At 59.7% G+C, this 17,706-nt stretch carries 14 protein-coding genes; 2 read left to right on the forward strand and 12 right to left on the reverse strand.

The features are described from left to right. Positions 1-7: 7 nt before the first annotated feature. Both pqqE and ACM110_RS09600 read left to right on the forward strand, forming a co-directional pair. Positions 8-1,144, forward strand: a complete 1,137-nt coding sequence (gene pqqE, locus ACM110_RS09595; RefSeq protein ID WP_416127737.1) for a pyrroloquinoline quinone biosynthesis protein PqqE — start codon at positions 8-10, stop codon at positions 1,142-1,144. Next, positions 1,110-2,936 carry a S9 family peptidase gene (locus ACM110_RS09600; RefSeq protein WP_416127580.1) on the forward strand — a complete coding sequence of 609 codons (1,827 nt, stop codon included), beginning with the start codon at positions 1,110-1,112 and terminating at the stop codon, positions 2,934-2,936. Before pqqE ends, ACM110_RS09600 begins: the two co-directional genes overlap by 35 nt. A gap of 3 nt (positions 2,937-2,939) precedes the next feature. Here the strand turns inward: ACM110_RS09600 and ACM110_RS09605 are convergent, their stop codons facing one another. The 12 genes from ACM110_RS09605 to bioF form a co-directional block, all read right to left on the reverse strand. Further along, entirely contained in the window at positions 2,940-3,098 is a 159-nt protein-coding gene (locus tag ACM110_RS09605) for a YqaE/Pmp3 family membrane protein (RefSeq protein WP_003228885.1), read from the reverse strand. Positions 3,099-3,181: 83 nt separating this feature from the next. Further along, the gene (locus tag ACM110_RS09610; protein WP_416127581.1) at positions 3,182-3,502 is read right to left on the reverse strand and encodes a helix-turn-helix domain-containing protein; all 321 of its coding nucleotides are present in this window, start codon (positions 3,500-3,502) and stop codon (positions 3,182-3,184) included. A 655-nt stretch (positions 3,503-4,157) separates the two neighbouring features. After that, positions 4,158-5,936, reverse strand: coding sequence for an acyl-CoA dehydrogenase C-terminal domain-containing protein (locus ACM110_RS09615; RefSeq protein ID WP_416127582.1), 1,779 nt, complete (start codon positions 5,934-5,936; stop codon positions 4,158-4,160). 176 nt (positions 5,937-6,112) lie between these two features. Beyond that, complete coding sequence (locus ACM110_RS09620) at positions 6,113-7,909, reverse strand: acyl-CoA dehydrogenase C-terminal domain-containing protein (RefSeq protein WP_416127583.1); 1,797 nt, start codon at positions 7,907-7,909, stop codon at positions 6,113-6,115. Between the two features lie 86 nt (positions 7,910-7,995). After that, entirely contained in the window at positions 7,996-9,288 is a 1,293-nt protein-coding gene (locus ACM110_RS09625; protein ID WP_416127584.1) for a GGDEF domain-containing protein, read from the reverse strand. Positions 9,289-9,440: 152 nt separating this feature from the next. Next, positions 9,441-11,555, reverse strand: a complete 2,115-nt coding sequence (locus ACM110_RS09630; RefSeq protein WP_416127585.1) for a cytochrome-c peroxidase — start codon at positions 11,553-11,555, stop codon at positions 9,441-9,443. 266 nt (positions 11,556-11,821) lie between these two features. Beyond that, complete coding sequence (locus ACM110_RS09635) at positions 11,822-13,627, reverse strand: phenylacyl-CoA dehydrogenase (protein WP_416127586.1); 1,806 nt, start codon at positions 13,625-13,627, stop codon at positions 11,822-11,824. A 277-nt stretch (positions 13,628-13,904) separates the two neighbouring features. Further along, positions 13,905-14,201, reverse strand: a complete 297-nt coding sequence (locus ACM110_RS09640; RefSeq protein ID WP_416127587.1) for a pyrroloquinoline quinone biosynthesis protein PqqE — start codon at positions 14,199-14,201, stop codon at positions 13,905-13,907. Between the two features lie 107 nt (positions 14,202-14,308). Then, positions 14,309-14,989, reverse strand: a complete 681-nt coding sequence (bioD, locus tag ACM110_RS09645) for a dethiobiotin synthase (RefSeq protein WP_416127588.1) — start codon at positions 14,987-14,989, stop codon at positions 14,309-14,311. Further along, positions 14,986-15,798 (reverse strand): malonyl-ACP O-methyltransferase BioC, encoded by an 813-nt coding sequence (bioC, locus tag ACM110_RS09650; protein WP_416127589.1) that lies wholly within the window; start codon positions 15,796-15,798, stop codon positions 14,986-14,988. The genes bioD and bioC overlap by 4 nt, the downstream gene beginning before the upstream one ends. Then, on the reverse strand, positions 15,791-16,522 hold the full coding sequence (locus tag ACM110_RS09655) for an alpha/beta fold hydrolase (RefSeq protein WP_416127590.1): 732 nt from the start codon (positions 16,520-16,522) through the stop codon (positions 15,791-15,793). The genes bioC and ACM110_RS09655 overlap by 8 nt, the downstream gene beginning before the upstream one ends. After that, on the reverse strand, positions 16,515-17,693 hold the full coding sequence (gene bioF, locus ACM110_RS09660) for an 8-amino-7-oxononanoate synthase (protein WP_416127591.1): 1,179 nt from the start codon (positions 17,691-17,693) through the stop codon (positions 16,515-16,517). Before bioF ends, ACM110_RS09655 begins: the two co-directional genes overlap by 8 nt. Between the last annotated feature and the right edge of the window lie 13 nt (positions 17,694-17,706).

Genomic DNA, 17,706 nt, shown 5'->3' on the forward strand with positions numbered 1-17,706 from the left:
ATCATCAGTGCAAGTACCGCCCAAACCGGAAATCGGCCTGCCGCTGTGGCTGCTGGCCGAGCTGACCTATCGCTGCCCGCTGCAATGCCCGTACTGCTCCAATCCACTGGACTTCGCCGAGCAGGGCAAAGAGCTGAGCACCGAGCAGTGGATCAAAGTGTTTCGCGAAGCGCGGGAGATGGGCGCGGCGCAACTGGGTTTTTCCGGTGGCGAGCCGCTGGTGCGCCAGGACCTCGCCGAGCTGATTGCCCAGGCCCGCAAGCTGGGTTTCTACACCAACCTGATCACCTCCGGCATCGGCCTGACCGAGCAGAAAATCGCCGACTTCAAGAAGGCCGGCCTCGATCATATCCAGATCAGTTTCCAGGCCAGTGACGAACAGGTGAACAACCTGCTGGCCGGTTCGAAAAAGGCTTTCGCACAGAAACTGGAAATGGCCCGCGCAGTGAAAGCCCACGGCTATCCGATGGTGCTGAATTTCGTCACCCATCGGCACAACATCGACAAGATCGACCGCATTATCGAGCTGTGCATCGCCCTTGAGGCGGACTTCGTCGAACTCGCCACTTGCCAGTTTTACGGCTGGGCGCAGCTCAATCGCGTCGGGCTGCTGCCGACCAAAGAACAACTGGTGCGCGCCGAACGCATTACCAACGAATATCGCGCCAAGCTCGAAGCCGAAGGCCATCCGTGCAAACTGATTTTCGTCACGCCGGACTACTACGAAGAGCGACCAAAAGCCTGCATGAATGGCTGGGGCAGTATTTTTCTGACTGTCACACCAGACGGAACCGCGCTGCCGTGTCACGGCGCCCGACAGATGCCGGTAAAATTTCCCAACGTGCGCGACCACAGCATGCAGCACATCTGGTACGACTCGTTCGGCTTCAACCGCTTCCGTGGCTACGACTGGATGCCCGAGCCGTGCCGCTCCTGCGACGAGAAGGAAAAAGACTTCGGCGGCTGTCGCTGCCAAGCGTTCATGCTCACCGGTGACGCGAGCAACGCCGACCCGGTGTGCAGCAAATCCGAACATCATGGCGTGATCCTCAAGGCTCGCGAAGAGGCTGAGCACGCGACCCAGACCATCGAACAACTGGCCTTTCGCAATGAACGAAACTCACGCCTCATCGCCAAAAGCTGAGCCTTTCAGCGCCGCCAAAGCCGTCGCAGCGGGCATCGACTTTGCCGAACTGCAGGCCGGCCAACACGGTCTGTTCTGGAACGAATACCGACCGGAGGATGCCGCATGCCGGATCTGGCATTGGCACGACGGCGCAGCGAAATGTCTGACGCCGCCGGGGTTCAGTGTGCGCAGCCGCGTGTACGAATATGGCGGTGGTGCGTTTTGCCTGACGGATGACGGGGTGGTTTTCGTCAACGAGGCGGACCAGCAGCTGTATCGCCAATCGCTACGGGGCGAGGCGCCGCAAGTGCTGACATCTGGTGCATGTCGCTATGGTGATCTGCAGTTCGCCAATGGCCAGGTGCTGGCGGTTGAGGAAAACCGCAGCGAACACCGTTTGGTGTCGATTGATCTGGCGGATGGCGCGCGGCATTTACTCGCCGAAGGTGCCGACTTTTACGCTGCACCGACACTCAGTCCCGACGCTAGTCGACTGGCCTGGATCGAGTGGAATCGCCCGGATCAGCCGTGGACCGCGACCCGTTTGATGGTTGCCGAGCGCCAAAGTGACGGAGCCTTTGGTCCCGTCCGTTGCGTGGCCGGCGATCAGGCTCAAGAGTCGTTGCAACAACCACGATTTGATAGCACCGGCCGTTTGTTTTGCCTGACTGATCGTGGCGGCTACTGGCAGCCATGGGGGGAGTCGGACAACAATCTGATTCCATTGCCGAGCGCTGCCGCCGATCATGGTCCGGCGCCCTGGCAGCTCGGTGGCTGCACCTGGTTACCGTTGCACGAAGGCACTTATCTGGCGAGCTGGACCGAAGGCGGTTTTGGTCGATTGGGCTTTTGTGGTGATCGCAGTGAAGACTTTACCGGCGACTACAGCCGCTTCCGGCATCTGGCCGTGGATGAGCATTTTATTTACTGCATCGCCGCGTCGCCGGTCAGTTCAACCGCTGTGATCGCTATCGATCGTCAGACCCGCCAAGTAAAAGTGCTGGTTGGCGGTGTTGCCCCATTGCCCGCCGAACAGATGAGCCGCCCACAAACCCTGCGCTACCCAAGCGGTTCGGGTGAAGCCCACGGTTTCTTCTACCCGGCGATGACCGGCGAAGCAAAACCGCCGCTGGTGGTATTCATCCACGGCGGCCCGACTTCGGCGTGCTATCCGATGCTCGACCCGCGCATCCAGTATTGGGCGCAACGCGGATTCGCCGTGGCGGATCTCAACTACCGTGGCAGCAGCGGCTATGGCCGTGACTACCGCCAGGCCCTGCATTTGAGTTGGGGTGATGTCGATGTCGAAGATGCGTGCGCGGTGGTTAGCCATCTCGCCGAACGCGGCTTGATCGACGGCAACAAAGCATTCATTCGCGGCGGCAGTGCCGGTGGTTACACCACGCTGTGCGCGCTGGCTTTCCACAATGTATTCCGAGGCGGAGCGAGCCTGTATGGCGTCAGCGATCCGATCGCATTGGGCCGGGCAACCCACAAGTTCGAGGGCGACTATCTGGATTGGCTGATCGGCGACCCGGTAAAGGACGCCGAGCGCTATGCCGCGCGCACACCATTGCTGCATGCGGGAAATATCCGCGTGCCGATGATCTTCTTTCAAGGGGAACTGGACGCCGTCGTCGTACCGAAGCAGACCCGCGACATGGTCGAGGCCTTGCAGAACAACGGCATCCTGGTGGAAGCGCATTACTACGCCGACGAACGCCACGGTTTCCGCAAGGCCGGCAATCAGGCCCATGCGCTGGAGCAGGAATGGTTGTTTTATCGGCGGGTGATGGACCTGGCGCCGTAAAACTCAGCGTTTGGCGATGATGTACACCGCGTGCACGATCCCGGGAATGTAACCGCACAACGTCAGCAGAATATTCAGCCAGAACGCCCCGCCGAATCCTACTTGCAGAAACACGCCCAGCGGCGGCAACAAGATGGCGATGATGATGCGAATGAAGTCCATGGGCAGCTCCTGATTGAAGTGGGCTCATGCGAGCCCTACAGCTAATCGACCTTTGCCGTTGGTCAGGGTTCAGCCGCGATTCTTCAGGCGAGGATTTCCAGACCATGTTTCTGCACGATGCTCAGCAACTTCAGCGCCATGCCGCTCGGGTGTTTATCACCTGCCTCCCATTGCTTGACCGTCGAGGCGCTAGTGTTCAGGTAACGCGCAAACACCGGCTGGCTGACATTGTTGCGTTCGCGCAATGCCTTGATCTCTTCTGCCGCGATTGCGTCAGGGACTGTCGCGAGACACGACTCATCGAACTCACGCATGGTGGCTTTGCTGATGGCTCCGATGGCATACAAAGCACTGGCAGACTCATGAATAGACTCTGATAGATCACTTTTGAATTTTTTACTCATTCGGTATCTCCACAAACTCTTTCGTATCCCAGCAAGCGCTGAATTTCCATTTCGGTTAGCCCGCCATATGTCTTGGCCAACTCACGCAAGTCGAGCAAATGTCTTGGACTAATATTGCTCTGATTGCCTTGGCGACATTGGCATCCCTTCCCGGAAACATACCACTGAGTGGTATAGAACTCAAAGCCAACGCGACAATGACACGCTGGCATCGACACTCCCTGCCGACGCCCTCTAAAAAGCCATTGATGCGACAAATGCTCAAGCCGAATTTGCCTCTGGCAAAATCCGGCCACACAAAAACGTCCCACGGCAAAAGATCGAGCCTGGGGATGCGTTTTCCGTGAGACAGTTCAGGGATTTTTATCTGAATAAACTGGCCGCGTGAGTGCTTGAACAGCATTTCGGCACGGGATGTAACTGCGCTGATACTTTTTCGCAGGCATAAGAAAACCCCGCCGAAGCGGGGTTTTGCAGACTGTTTCCCTGACATCCATTTCACTCCGCCGTCCTGGCAGAATCCTACGTGTCCGTGTTGTTGCTTTGCGCTTCCTGCGCTACGTCCATGTGAAGTAGATTAGCTGTGGATCCAATCTGCTTCTATGGGAGATAAGCAGCACGTCATGTAAGAGAATGCTTACATGACGTTACATCATCAGAACTGTGCGGCATCCAGCAGGAACAGCGACTCGCTACCGGCTTTAACCGACGCGCTCAACGAGTGAATCCGCGGCAACAGGCGTGCGAAATAGAATCGCGCCGTACCCAGTTTGCTCGCGTAGAAATCGTCCTGCGCGTCCTTGCCGTAAGCGGCCTTGGCCATCAGTGCCCACATGTAAGCGTAAGCGACGTAGCCAAACGCTTGCAGATATTCGACCGATGCCGCGCCGATTTCATTCGGGTTGGATTTGGCCCGATCGAGCAACCACGCGGTCAGTTCATCGAGGGTCGTCACCGCATCGTTCAACGGCTTGGTGAACTCAGCCAGATCGTCGCTGGCAGTGGCCGTGAAGTGACGAATCTCGTCGGCGAACAGGTTGTAGAACGCCCCGCCGCTACCCACGATCTTGCGCCCGACCAAGTCCAGCGCCTGGATGCCATTGGTGCCTTCGTAGATCTGGGTGATGCGCACGTCACGCACCAATTGCTCCTGGCCCCATTCACGGATGTAACCGTGGCCGCCGAAAACCTGCTGGCCGTGTACCGTGGTTTCCAGGCCGAGGTCAGTCAGGAATGCCTTCGCAACTGGCGTCAACAGCGCCACCAGGTCTTCTGCACGCTTGCGGGTCGTGGCGTCTTCGCTGAACTTGGCGGTGTCCAATTGCATCGCCACGTAAGTGGAAAACGCACGGCCGCCTTCGTTCGAGGCTTTCATGGTCAGCAGCATGCGACGCACGTCCGGGTGGACGATGATCGGGTCAGCCACTTTGTCCTTGTTCTGCGCGCCGGTCGGCGAACGGCTTTGCAGGCGGTCGCGGGCGTACTCGACGGCGTTCTGGTAAGAGCGCTCGCCAGTGGCCAGGCCCTGGATACCCACGCCCAGACGCTCGTAATTCATCATGGTGAACATCGCCGCCAGGCCTTTGTTCGGCTCGCCGACCAGATAACCCACGGCTTCGTCGAAGTTCATCACGCAGGTCGCTGACGCCTGGATGCCCATCTTGTGTTCGATCGAACCGCAGTTCGCCGGGTTGCGCGCGCCCAGGCTGCCATCGGCATTGACCATGAACTTCGGTACCAGGAACAGCGAAATGCCTTTCGGACCTGCCGGCGCGTCCGGCAGCTTGGCCAGCACCAGGTGAATGATGTTTTCGGTCAGGTCGTGTTCGCCACCGGTGATGAAGATCTTGGTGCCGCTGACCTTGTAGGAACCGTCGGCCTGAGGTTCGGCCTTGGTGCGAATAATGCCCAGGTCGGTACCGGCGTGCGGCTCGGTCAGACACATGGAACCGGCCCAGACACCGGCGTACATGTTCGGCAGGTACGCGGCTTTCAGTTCTTCGCTGGCGTGGGCGTTGATCGACAGGCAGGCACCGGCGGTCAGCATCGGGTACAGACCGAACGACAGGCTGGCGGAGTTGACCATTTCTTCGACCTGAGCCGAAACAGCCTTGGGCATGCCCAGGCCGCCGTACGCCGGATCACCACCGACGCCGACCCAACCGCCTTCAGCATAAGTCTGGTAAGCCTGTGGGAAACCTGCCGGCGTGGTGACGGCACCGTCCGCCCAGTGGCAACCTTCCTCGTCAGCCGCACGGCTCAGGGGCGCGATGCTTTTGCTAGTGACTTTGCCCGCTTCTTCGAGAATGGCTTCGACCGTTTCAGCATCGACAGAATCAGCCAGTGCCGGCAACTCGGCCCAGAGTTTGGCGACCTCGAAAACTTCATTGAGGACGAAGCGCATATCGCGCAGGGGCGCTTTGTAGTCAGCCATGGCAAACCTCGCAAGATCTATACAGGTGGTTCGTAAGAATGTAGTTTTCGTTGCGTCGGAGTGTACCCCAACAACTTTTGCGACACATAGGGTCAGCTCATGACCTATTTGTTATTTTTAGTCACCAGCAAAAAAGCCCGCGCAAGGCGAGCTTCTTTTGTAACGGATGTAAATGACTAAAGCGCAAACAACTCCGCCGGCAGTTGCATCAGGCAATCGCTACCCGCTTCGATAGCGGTGCGATGCGCGGCAGTGCGTGGCAACAGGCGCTTGAAGTAGAACTCGCTAGTCGCCAGTTTTCCCCGGCAGAAATCGGCATCGCCACTACCGGCATCAAGCTGTGCCTGTGCCACCAACGCCATGCGCAACCACAAATAGCCGAGGATGATGTAGCCGCTGTACATCAGGTAATCCACTGACGCAGCGCCGACTTCATCCGGATTTTTCATCGCCGCCATGCCGACCTGAGTAGTCAATTCCCCCCACTGCCGGTTCAAATCGTTGAGCTGCGCCACGTAAACGGCCAGTTGCGGATGTGCAGCGTTCGCCGCACAGAACTTGTGAACGATTTTGGTGAAGCCGCGCAGCAGCTTGCCCTGGCTGCCGAGAACTTTGCGCCCGAGCAGGTCGAGCGCCTGAATGCCGTTGGTGCCTTCGTAGATCGGCGCGATGCGGCAATCACGAACCAGTTGTTCCATACCCCATTCACGAATGAAACCGTGGCCGCCAAATACCTGCATGCCATGGTTGGTCACTTCTAGGCCAGTGTCGGTCATGAAGGCTTTGCAGATCGGCGTGAGGAACGCCAACAGGTCTTCAGCGTCCTGGCGCGCCGTTTCATCCGCACTCAGATGCGCGACATCCAGCAACTGCGCCGTGAAGTAAGTCAGGGCGCGGTTGCCTTCGTTGAAGGCCTTCATGGTCAGCAACATCCGTCGCACATCGGGGTGCACGATGATGGGGTCCGCAGCTTTCTCCGGCGCTTTCGGGCCGGTCAGGGAACGCATCTGCAAGCGGTCGTTCGCGTATTTGATTGCGCCCTGGAAGCTCGCTTCGCCCAGACACAACCCTTGCATGCCGGTGCCCAGCCGCGCGTGGTTCATCATGGTGAACATGCAGTTCAGGCCCTTGTTCGGCTCGCCGATCAAGAAGCCTTTGGCGCCGTCGAAGTTCAGTACGCAGGTGGCGGACGCCTTGATGCCCATTTTGTGTTCGATCGAGCCGCAGGACACGCCGTTGCGTTCACCGGCGTCACCCGATGCATTGGGCAGGAACTTGGGCACGATAAACAGGGAAATACCTTTGGTCCCGGCCGGTGCGTCCGGCAGTTTCGCCAGTACCAGATGAATGATGTTGTCACTCATGTCGTGCTCACCGGCAGAGATGAAAATCTTGCTGCCGGAGATTGCGTGGCTGCCATCGGCGGCAGGTACGGCGCGGGTCTTGATGATGCCCAGATCGGTGCCGCAATGGGCTTCGGTCAGGCACATGGTGCCGGTCCATTGTCCGGCGGTGAGTTTGCTCAGGTAAGTCTGTTTCTGTTCTGCAGTGCCGTGCGCGTGAATCGCCGACATGGCGCCGTGGGTCAGGCCCGGGTACATGCCCCATGAGGTGTTACTGGAGCCGACCATTTCGCTGATGACCAACCCCAAAGAGTGGGGCAAGCCCTGGCCGCCGTAAGCCGGATCCGCCGCCAGACCATGCCAGCCGCCCTCCACGTATTGTGCGAAAGCCTGCTTGAAGCCTGTAGGCGTGGTGACCACGCCATTGTCGAAATGGCAGCCCTCTTCGTCGCCGCTGCGGTTGAGGGGCGAGAGTACGTTTTCACAGAACTTCGCGCCCTCTTCGAGGATCGCGCTGACCATGTCCGGGCTGGCGTCGGTAGCGCCCAGCGCGGCGTAGTTGCCGTGAAAGTCGAAGACATGGTCGATCAGAAAGCGCATGTCGCGCAGGGGAGCTTTGTACTCGGGCATGGTCATTTCTCCGTCAGCAGATTTCTTCAACCTACTGCCGCCGACCACGCCTCACAATCACAGTCCAGACGCTGAATGCGCCATCATCACTCAACCGTAGCGGCGTCCATGCGCACGGCGCCACGGCGGTTCTGACCAAACGCCATCACGCAGTTACGCCCGGCGCCCTTGGCGCTGTAGAGCGCCTGGTCAGCGGACTTGAGTACTTCTTCCGGGGTACGTTGCTCAAGACGTTCGGCGACGCCGATGCTGACGGTGACCGACACACTTGAAGCCGCGGAGCCCGAACGACGCTGACGGCCCTGACTGTCATCCTGGGGACGGCTGTCCTGATTGCGCAGATGAATGTTGTAGGTAGCAATGGATTCGCGGATCACTTCCAGATGCGGCATACACTCTTCGAGGGTCTTGCCTGCAAAGACCAGGGCAAATTCCTCACCGCCGTAGCGATACGCCTTACCGCCGCCGCCGATTTTTCCCAGTTTGCTGGCAACCAGTCGCAGCACCTGATCGCCGACATCGTGACCGTGGGTGTCGTTGAATTTCTTGAAGTGGTCGACGTCACTCATGGCCAGCACGTAGTTGCGACCCAGGCGTTGCATACGTTCGTTCAGCGCGCGGCGCCCCGGCAACCCGGTCAGCTCGTCGCGGAAGGCCATTTGATAGGCTTCGTGCGCGACAGCCGCAGCAATCATCAGCATCACCTGGCTGCACATGATGTTCAGGGTGAATGGCAGGATGAAAGTTTTCGGCAGCATCCAGAACAGCCCGAGCAACCCCACCAGTTGCGCGGCATGCAGCGGTCGCGGATTGCGCCAATATTGCCAGGCCAGCAGCAGGAACGCGGCGATGAACACCGGGTACGCGAGCTGGATCAGGCTCATCCAGGCACCGTGCAAGACCGGCCAACGGATCTCCGACAGCCACATCAGCAACGCCCGCGGGTAACTTTGCTCCAGCCCCAGCGCCACGCTGCCCACCGCCAGCAACACGGCGAAACGCGCCACCATGTCCTGGAACAGGTGCGTGCGCTCCTGCCACGCGGCGAACACGCCAAACAACAATGGCAGCAGCAGACAACACAAATGGAAGACCACCGCGGCGTCTTCGCGAACCTTGCCGTTGTCGCGGTAATAGTCGGTCTGTGTGTCGAGCAGGAAGTAGGCGATGTACACGGTGACCATCAGAAACAGTTCACGCTGACGTCGGTAAACCGCGCAGTAGGCACCGCCGAGCAACAGCACCAGGGTCGGCAGTACGTTGAATAGCGAAGTGAAGAATACGTTCAGGTCTTTGACGTACGCAGCCGCGAGGCCCGCCAGTAAAAGAAGTAATGACGGTAGGAAATGGCTGAAACGTACAGCGGAAGAACGCGGCAAGGGTAAAGCTCCGACCCGTCATATCAATAGATGGCATTGTGCCCACCACTGTAACGGCAGAAACCCCGACTTGCTGAGTGTTTTACTGAGGTATTTTTAAAAAAACGTCACTGGCAGCCATCGAAACCGCCAGTGACGCAAGGGGAGTCCAATCAAATGTCGTTGTTGAACGGCTGCAACGCCCCTTCCTCAGGTCTGCGACCTTCGGCACCAATCGGCTTGAGCTGAATGTTCGCGTCCAGTGCCTGGCGCGTGGTGATCTTCGGGCTGACCGGTTTTTGCGTGACAGCGTTTTCATCACCCACGTGGCCTTGTGGAAGCACCAGCGACGGATGATCGAACGGCGCCCGTTCCCACGCGACTCTCGGGTCGGTCAAGCCGACTTCCATGAACTTGACAACCGCATCAATCTCATCGGGAGTCAGATTCAGGTTGGTCATGTCCGGATCAAGGTTGGAACCGTTGTGCTGATTGGCCGACGGATGCTCGAAACCGCTGGTGTTGCTCGCATCCTCACCGCGCCGGTCACCGCCACGGTTATAGAACTCCATGACCTGCTTGAGCGTTGAACGGCTGCCATTGTGGAAATACGGCCCGGTCAGCGCGATGTTGCGCAATGTCGGCGTCTTGAAGGCGCCATCGACCGCATCACGGAAACCGACATTCGGCAGCTGCGTTGCATCACAGGGAATCGCTGCACTCAATGGTGCTTCGAAGGTGCACACGTCGACATCCAGCGGATCAGCAATCTTCCCGCCTTGCAGCACGGTGTTGTACTGACGGGTGAAGGACAACGGATTGCCCCAGGCATCCGCGCCACCGAGCGCCAGGTCTTCCGAGGTTGGACGCACGCCGGTGTTGTAGAAACCGTTGTCGTAGAGCGTGGTCAGGTTGTCCGCCATGACCATACGCTCGATGCGCTCGCGGGGATGGAACTGCAAGCGACTGGCGGCGTTGGTCAGCTCTGCGCCACCGTGGCAGTTGACGCATTTGCCCTTGCCCAGGAACAGGTTCATGCCCTGCACTTGCTGTTCGTTCATGGCTGTGTGATCGCCCTGCAAATAGGCGTCGATTGGTGCCTGGTCGGAAACCAGCGTGGCTTCATACATCTGGATCGCCAGGCCGAAGAACAGCGGGAAGTTGGCCTCCATCTGGGTGTACGGAGCGCCGCCCACCGACACCTGTTGTGTGGCGTTCCACAGCCGTGGCTGGAAAGCGTTCTTGATCAGTTCGCGGTAGGTGGGCCTGCGCGCACCGGACACCGGCGCCAGCACAGAGTCGGTGGAGGCAATCCGCTGTTGCTTGAGCATCAGCGTGTCAAGCATGCGCCGGCCGATGTCGGCGAACGTACGCCCGCCGCAGGACATTTCCACTGCGCTGCCGGGAGGCCCGACGGCTTGCGAAGCCGCCGAAGCATCGTTGAGCGCCAGCCGCACCTTGAGGGCCACGCCGCTGTTGTCTTTCGTTACATAGATCCCGGCATCCGGGTCACGGTTGCCGAAGGGCGAGAAGCCGTTGAACACATTGTTGGCCCGGCCATCCCAGAAATTGCGCACGTTGAACGCGGCGTTGATCACCGACGGCGCGTTGCGCCCGGTGCTGCGGCGCACGTTGATGCCACCGACCTGGAAGATTCCGTCCGGTTGCTGCGTGCATTTGTCGAAGCGCGGCTGGTTGGGTTTGACGAAGTTGGCGTCGAACACGCCCTGGGACCCGATCACGTCGTCGGTGGAATAGACAATCGCCGAATTTCGATCCAGCGGATTGGCCAGCACATGAGTCGGGAAGTCGGTTTTCTTCAGCAGGTAGTTCGGCCCGCCCTTGCCCCCGGATTTGGTCGTATAGGACGGCACGTCGCCGGGAATGTCAGAGGCCATGAACGGCTTGTTGAAAATCGATGCGACGTTGGCGTTGGTGTGGGCCTGGCCCGGGTTGATCTGGTTGGTGGTCCGGTGATCGACGCCGGCGTGGTAGTGGCAGGATGCGCAAGCAGTGTTGCTGTCGCTGCCGACCTCCATGTCCCAGAACAGGGCCTTGCCCAGCAGAACCGCTGCCGAGCGATTGAGCACGTAATCGGTCATCAGATCGACCTTGCGCCCGCCTTCGGTACCGGAAGGGTCCGGCGGCATCATGCCGCGCAATGATTGCAGGCTCGGCACTTCGGGGACGGGCGGTTCGACTTCTTCAGGCGTAGCCGCCATTGCAGCGACGGCAGAGAAAATGATGGATAACCAGACGGTCAAACGAACAAGTCGGCAGATGTTCATGTGCTTCACCCTGACTGTTGTTGTTATGAGTTCGCCGGGCGAGAGCGTCATTGAACAAGACAGGATTTCTCGTTAGCGCCGGTTAACCAGCGCAGTGCAATTAATTTGCCATCCACCTAGTAACATTTTGCATCAATAAATTCGGGAGTCAGGTGGCGCATGAACACCCGTTTCTGCTGGGGAATTGCCCCCGTAGTTGGGGTTAAACGCAAAAAAACCGCCGTTCCCGAAAGAGCGGCGGTTTTTGTGAAGAACTGCGTTAGGACTTAGTAGCCCAGTGCGAAGTCTTCTTCTTTCATGTCCATCAGGTTGTTGGCGCCCGACAGCATCGTTGCAACGTGAGTGCGGGTACGCGGCAGGATGCGCTGGAAGTAGAAGCGCGCAGTCTGCAGCTTGGCGGTGTAGAACGCCTCTTCGGTGGTACCGGCAGCCAGCTTCTCGGCAGCCAGGCGCGCCATGTCAGCCCAGAAGTAGGCCAGGCAGGCGTAACCGGAGTACATCAGGTAGTCCACGGAGGCCGCGCCGACTTCTTCGCGATCCTTCATGGCGGCCATACCGACCTTCATGGTCAGTTCGCCCCATTCCTTGTTCAGTGCAGCCAGCGGCGTGACGAACTCTTGAACCGCTTCGTTGCCTTCGTTGGTCTGGCAGAACTTGTGGACGATCTTGGTGAAGCCTTTGAGAGCCTCGCCTTGGGTCATCAGCACTTTACGGCCCAGCAGGTCGAGTGCCTGGATGCCGGTGGTGCCTTCGTACAGCATCGAAATGCGGCTGTCGCGAACGTTCTGCTCCATGCCCCACTCGGCGATGAAACCGTGGCCGCCGTAGATTTGCACGCCGTGGTTGGCCGATTCGAAACCGACTTCGGTCATGAAGGCTTTGGCGATTGGCGTCATGAAGGCCAGCAGTGCGTCGGCTTTCTTTTTCTCTTCTTCGTCCACGCCGTACTTGACGATGTCGACTTGCTTGGCGGTGAAGTAAACCATCGCGCGGTTGCCTTCGGCGAATGCCTTCATGGTCAACAGCATGCGGCGTACGTCTGGGTGCACGATGATCGGGTCAGCGGCTTTGTCCGGCGCTTTCGGGCCAGTCAGCGAGCGCATTTGCAGGCGATCGCGAGCGTATTTCAGGCCACCCTGGAAGCCGATTTCGGCGTGGGCCAGACCTTGCAGCGCGGTGCCCAGACGTGCGGTGTTCATGAAGGTGAACATGCAGTTCAGGCCTTTGTTCGCCGGGCCGATCAGGAAACCGGTCGCGCCGTCAAAGTTCATCACGCAGGTGGCGTTGCCGTGGATGCCCATCTTGTGTTCCAGGGAACCACAGGCCACTGCGTTGCGCTCACCGATCGAACCGTCTGCGTTCGGCATGAACTTCGGCACGATGAACAGGGAAATGCCTTTGGTACCGGCCGGTGCATCCGGCAGGCGGGCCAGCACGATGTGGACAATGTTGTCGGCCATGTCGTGTTCACCGGCCGAGATGAAGATCTTGGTGCCGGAAACCTTGTAGGAACCATCAGCCTGAGGTTCGGCCTTGGTGCGCAGCATGCCCAGGTCGGTGCCGCAGTGCGGTTCGGTCAGACACATGGTGCCGGTCCATTCGCCGGAAACCAGTTTGGTCAGGTAGGCCTCTTGCTGCTCAGGCGTACCGTGCTCGGAGATGGTGTTCATCGCGCCATGGGACAGGCCCGGGTACATGCCCCACGACCAGTTGGACTCGCCAACCATTTCGCTGATGGCCAGACCCAGGGATTCCGGCAGGCCTTGGCCGCCGTGCTCGACGTCGTGGGCCAGGCTTGGCCAGCCGCCTTCGACGAATTGCTTGTAGGCTTCTTTGAAGCCGGTCGGAGTCTTAACGCCGGACTCGCTCCAGGTGCAGCCTTCGAGATCGCCCACGCGGTTCAGCGGAGCCAGTACCTGCTCACAAAACTTGGCGCCTTCTTCGAGAATGGCGGCAACCATGTCCGGAGTTGCGTCTGCGCAAGCCGGAAGGCTCTGATAATGCGCTTCGTAGCCGAGCAGTTCGTCACGTACGAAGCGAATATCACGCAAGGGGGCCTTGTAGTCAGGCATAGCGATAAACCTCTGCTGATGTAACCGGGAATGAGCGACCGTGTTGATTTGTTCTGACGGTCAAACAGTTGTTTGAAACATACGTTTACGCCCAAATCTTGTCAAGCGTCGATCTTTTGCCGTTCGTCATCGCCCAGCGCAATGCGGATGCGCACCGCTACGCCGCGTCGTCGCACAAGCAACACGCAGTGTAGGAAAGAATAGTTTGCAGAGAAGGACTTACGCAGAAAAACGCCGCGAATGATCGCGGCGTCAGCGGTGCGGGTTCAGCGCAGAATCAGGCGAAGGTATCGATCAACGTTCCGAGCACTTCATCGGATGCCTTGGCGACTTTGGCGCCCAGCTCCACCTGAAATTTGCCCTGGGCCATTTCCACCATGTTGCTGGCCACATCCGATTGCTGGCTGCGGTCGACAGAACGCAGGCGATCGGCCTGCATCTCGGAAGACTGGCTGGTGACCGAGCGCTCGATCGTATTGTTGGCGATTTGGCCGGCGGCTTGATCGACACGGTTCTGCCCTGTCTGAATCGTGCTCAGACCGGCATAAAAAGCGGTGTTTCCTGAGATTTCCATGGGAGAACTCGTCCTTCTGAAGGATCAACAGCGGCCATTGAAGCAGACCCGCCGGTAAAACGCCCGTCAAAAACACTAATGGCACAGTGCCTTGTCATAGGCAAACTCTAGTCCAGCAGATCCAGTTGAAGATGCTCTGCCACCGCTTCGGCCGTCACGACCTTGAGTTTCGGCACCCGTCCCAGGCATGGCGCCGGGATGCGTTCGGCCAGCGTTGCCAGGTTTTCCTCAAGGCGCGAGGTCTTCGGTTCGATGATGTTGGCCACCCACCCCGCCAGTTGCAAACCGTCCTGGGCAATCGCCTCGGCCGTGAGCAACGCGTGGTTGATGCAGCCAAGACGCACGCCGACCACGAGAATCACCGGCAGATCCAGCGCCATCGCCAGGTCCGACAGATTGTCCTGATCTGCCAAAGGCACGCGCCAACCTCCAGCCCCCTCGATCAGTGTGAAATCGGCATTCATCGCCAGAATGTCGCGCATCGGCGCCAGCAGTGATTGCACGGTCAACGCCACTCCCGCCTCGCGTGCCGCCAGGTGCGGAGCGATGGGCGGTTCGAAGGCAACAGGATTGACCTGTGCATAAGTCAACGGCACCGAACATTCCGCCAGCAGCGCCAGCGCATCGGCGTTGCGTAAGCCCTTGGGCGTCACATCGCAACCGGAGGCGACCGGTTTACCCGCCGCCGTGCTCAGGCCCGCCGACCGTGCCGCGTGCAGCAAACCGGCGGCCACTGTGGTTTTACCGACATCAGTATCGGTGCCGGTGATGAAATAGGCTGCGCTCATAAGGGTTTCTCCATAACGGCGTACACCACTTGATAAGTCGCCGGCAGGCCTTGGGCCTGTCGAAACTGCTCGTAAGCCTCTATCAAACCCAAAATCCGCGCCCGACCCGTCAGACCGCCCGGCCGCCCCGGATTAAGATTGTGTGCACCCAGCGCCTTCAGTTCATGGGTCAGGCTGCGCACATCCGGGTAATACAGCACATGAGGACGGGTTTGCAGACTGATCGTCTGCAAGCCGCTGGCCGCACAGAGCTGTTGATAAACGGCAAACTCGCGGAAGCGGTTGACGTGCACCATGCCGTCCACCTGCCGCCAGCTATCACGCAGTTCAACCAACGTGCCCACGCACAGACTAGCAAACGCGAAAATTCCGCCAGGTTTCAGCACGCGATGAGCTTCGCTGAGCACCGACGTGAAGTCCGCACACCACTGCACCGCCAGGCTGGAGAAGATCAAGTCGCAGGTTGAGTCGCGCAATGGCAAACGCTCGGCATCACCGGCGACAAAATGCGTGGCGCCGCCCAATGGCCGGGCGTGATTGAGCATGCCTTCGGCGATGTCCAGCGCCACCCCGTGTCCTGTCGGAAACCGCTCAGCCAACTCGCGACTGAAATGCCCGGTGCCGCACCCCAGGTCCAGCCAGCGTCCCGGCACGAAATCATCCGGCAAACGACCAAGCAATTGACTGCCCACATCGCGCTGCAACTCGGCCACGCTGTCGTAGCTCGCTGCCGCGCGAGAAAAAGACGCCGCTACCTGGCGTTTGTCAGGCAAACCGCCGGGCAGGTTGGGGAGAGATAAATCAGTCATCGCCGGACTCATGTAAAAAAACCTGGATCGCCCCCGCCACACCGTGCGGGTCTTCCAGAAGAAACGCGTGGCTGGCCTGTTCGATCAGACCGATTTCGATATCCGGGGTCAATGCGAACAACTCGCCTGCCGCCTCGGCGGGAACCAGTCCATCAAGACCACCGAACAGATGCAGTTGCGGACCGCGAAAGGCCTGCAAGGCGTGCCGGGTATCCAACTTCGCGAGCAATTCCAGGCCGTTCATCAATGCCGGCGCCGCCGTGTGTGGCGCACCACCGAGCAACAACCGCGACAGGCCGCGCGGGTCTTCGGCACCCTGCGCACAAAGCAGCGAAAACCGTTTCAATGTCGTGCGCGGATCGGCAGCGCAACCCGCCAAAAACGCATCAAAGGTTTCCCCGGGCATCGCGCTCGGCCATTGCTCATGACTGACAAAAGAAGGATTGCTCGCAAGCGTCAACAAACCACAGCAACGATCACCACGACGCGCCGCCAACTCGGTTGCAAGCATGCCGCCCAACGACCAACCGCCGAGCCAGGCGTCTTGCGGCACCGTCGAATCGAGCTCATCGAGCCACTCTTCGAGATCGCTCGATTCCAGCTCCGGCAGCGGCTCGATTTCCACACGCAAGTGCTCGTCCAGGCCGCGCAAGGCTGCTGCCAATGGTTCCAGCGGCGAAATTCCGAGGCCCCAACCGGGCAGCAGAATCAGTCGATCACGCATGGCTCGGCTCCGGTCCCAGTTGTTCGAAACAATCGGCCAGTCCTTCTAACAATAGCTGCACCTGCGCCTCGCTGTGCGCGGCGGTCAGGGTGACCCGCAGTCGGGCGCTGCCGGCCGGCACGGTTGGCGGGCGGATCGCCGTCACCATCAAACCGCGTTCACGCAACATCTGCGACAAACGCACCGCTCGCCCGGCGTCACCAATCATGATCGGCTGGATCGGCGTGAAGCTGTCCATCAACTCCAGACCGATCTGCTCGGCGCCGTGGCGGAACTGGCGGATCAACGTTTGCAAATGTTCACGTCGCCAGTGTTCGCTGCGCAGCAACTCCAGGCTTTTGAGTGTTGCGCAGGCAAGCGCCGGTGGTTGGCTGGTGGTGTAAATGTAAGGCCGGGCGAACTGGATCAGGCTCTCGATCAGCTCTTCGCTGCCGGCGACAAACGCGCCCGCCGTGCCGAACGCCTTGCCGAGGGTGCCGACCAGCACCGGCACGTCTTCCATGCTCAGGCCGAAATGCTCGACGATGCCGCCACCGTTGGCGCCCAGCGGACCGAAACCGTGCGCGTCATCGACCATCAACCACGCGCCTTTGGCCTTGGCTTCCCGCGCCAGAGCCGGCAGATCGGCGATGTCGCCGTCCATGCTGAACACGCCATCGGTGACCACCAGCGTATTGCCGATGGCTTTCTCAAACCGTGTGGCCAGACTCGCCGCATCATTGTGCAGATAACGATTGAACCGCGCGCCGGACAGCAGCCCCGCGTCCAGCAGTGATGCGTGATTGAGCCGGTCTTCCAGCACCGTATCGCCCTGCCCCACCAATGCAGTGACTGCGCCGAGGTTGGCCATGTAACCGGTGGTGAACAGCAAGGCGCGTGGGCGACCGGTGAGGTCAGCCAAGGCCTCTTCGAGTGCGTGATGCGGACCGCTATGGCCGATGACCAGATGCGAAGCTCCGCCACCGACACCCCACTTCGAAGCACCGGCGCGCCAGGCTTCGATCACTTGCGGATGATTGGCCAGGCCCAGGTAGTCGTTGTTGCAGAACGCCAGCAACGGCTGGCCGTCGACCACCACCTCGGGGCCTTGCGGGCTTTCGAGCAGCGGACGCTGGCGGTAAAGGTTTTCGGCACGACGGGCAGCCAGGCGTGCGGCGAGATCGAAAGACATGCAGGCCTCGCGA

Source organism: Pseudomonas sp. NFX98 (assembly GCF_047784845.1).
GTDB lineage: Bacteria > Pseudomonadota > Gammaproteobacteria > Pseudomonadales > Pseudomonadaceae > Aquipseudomonas.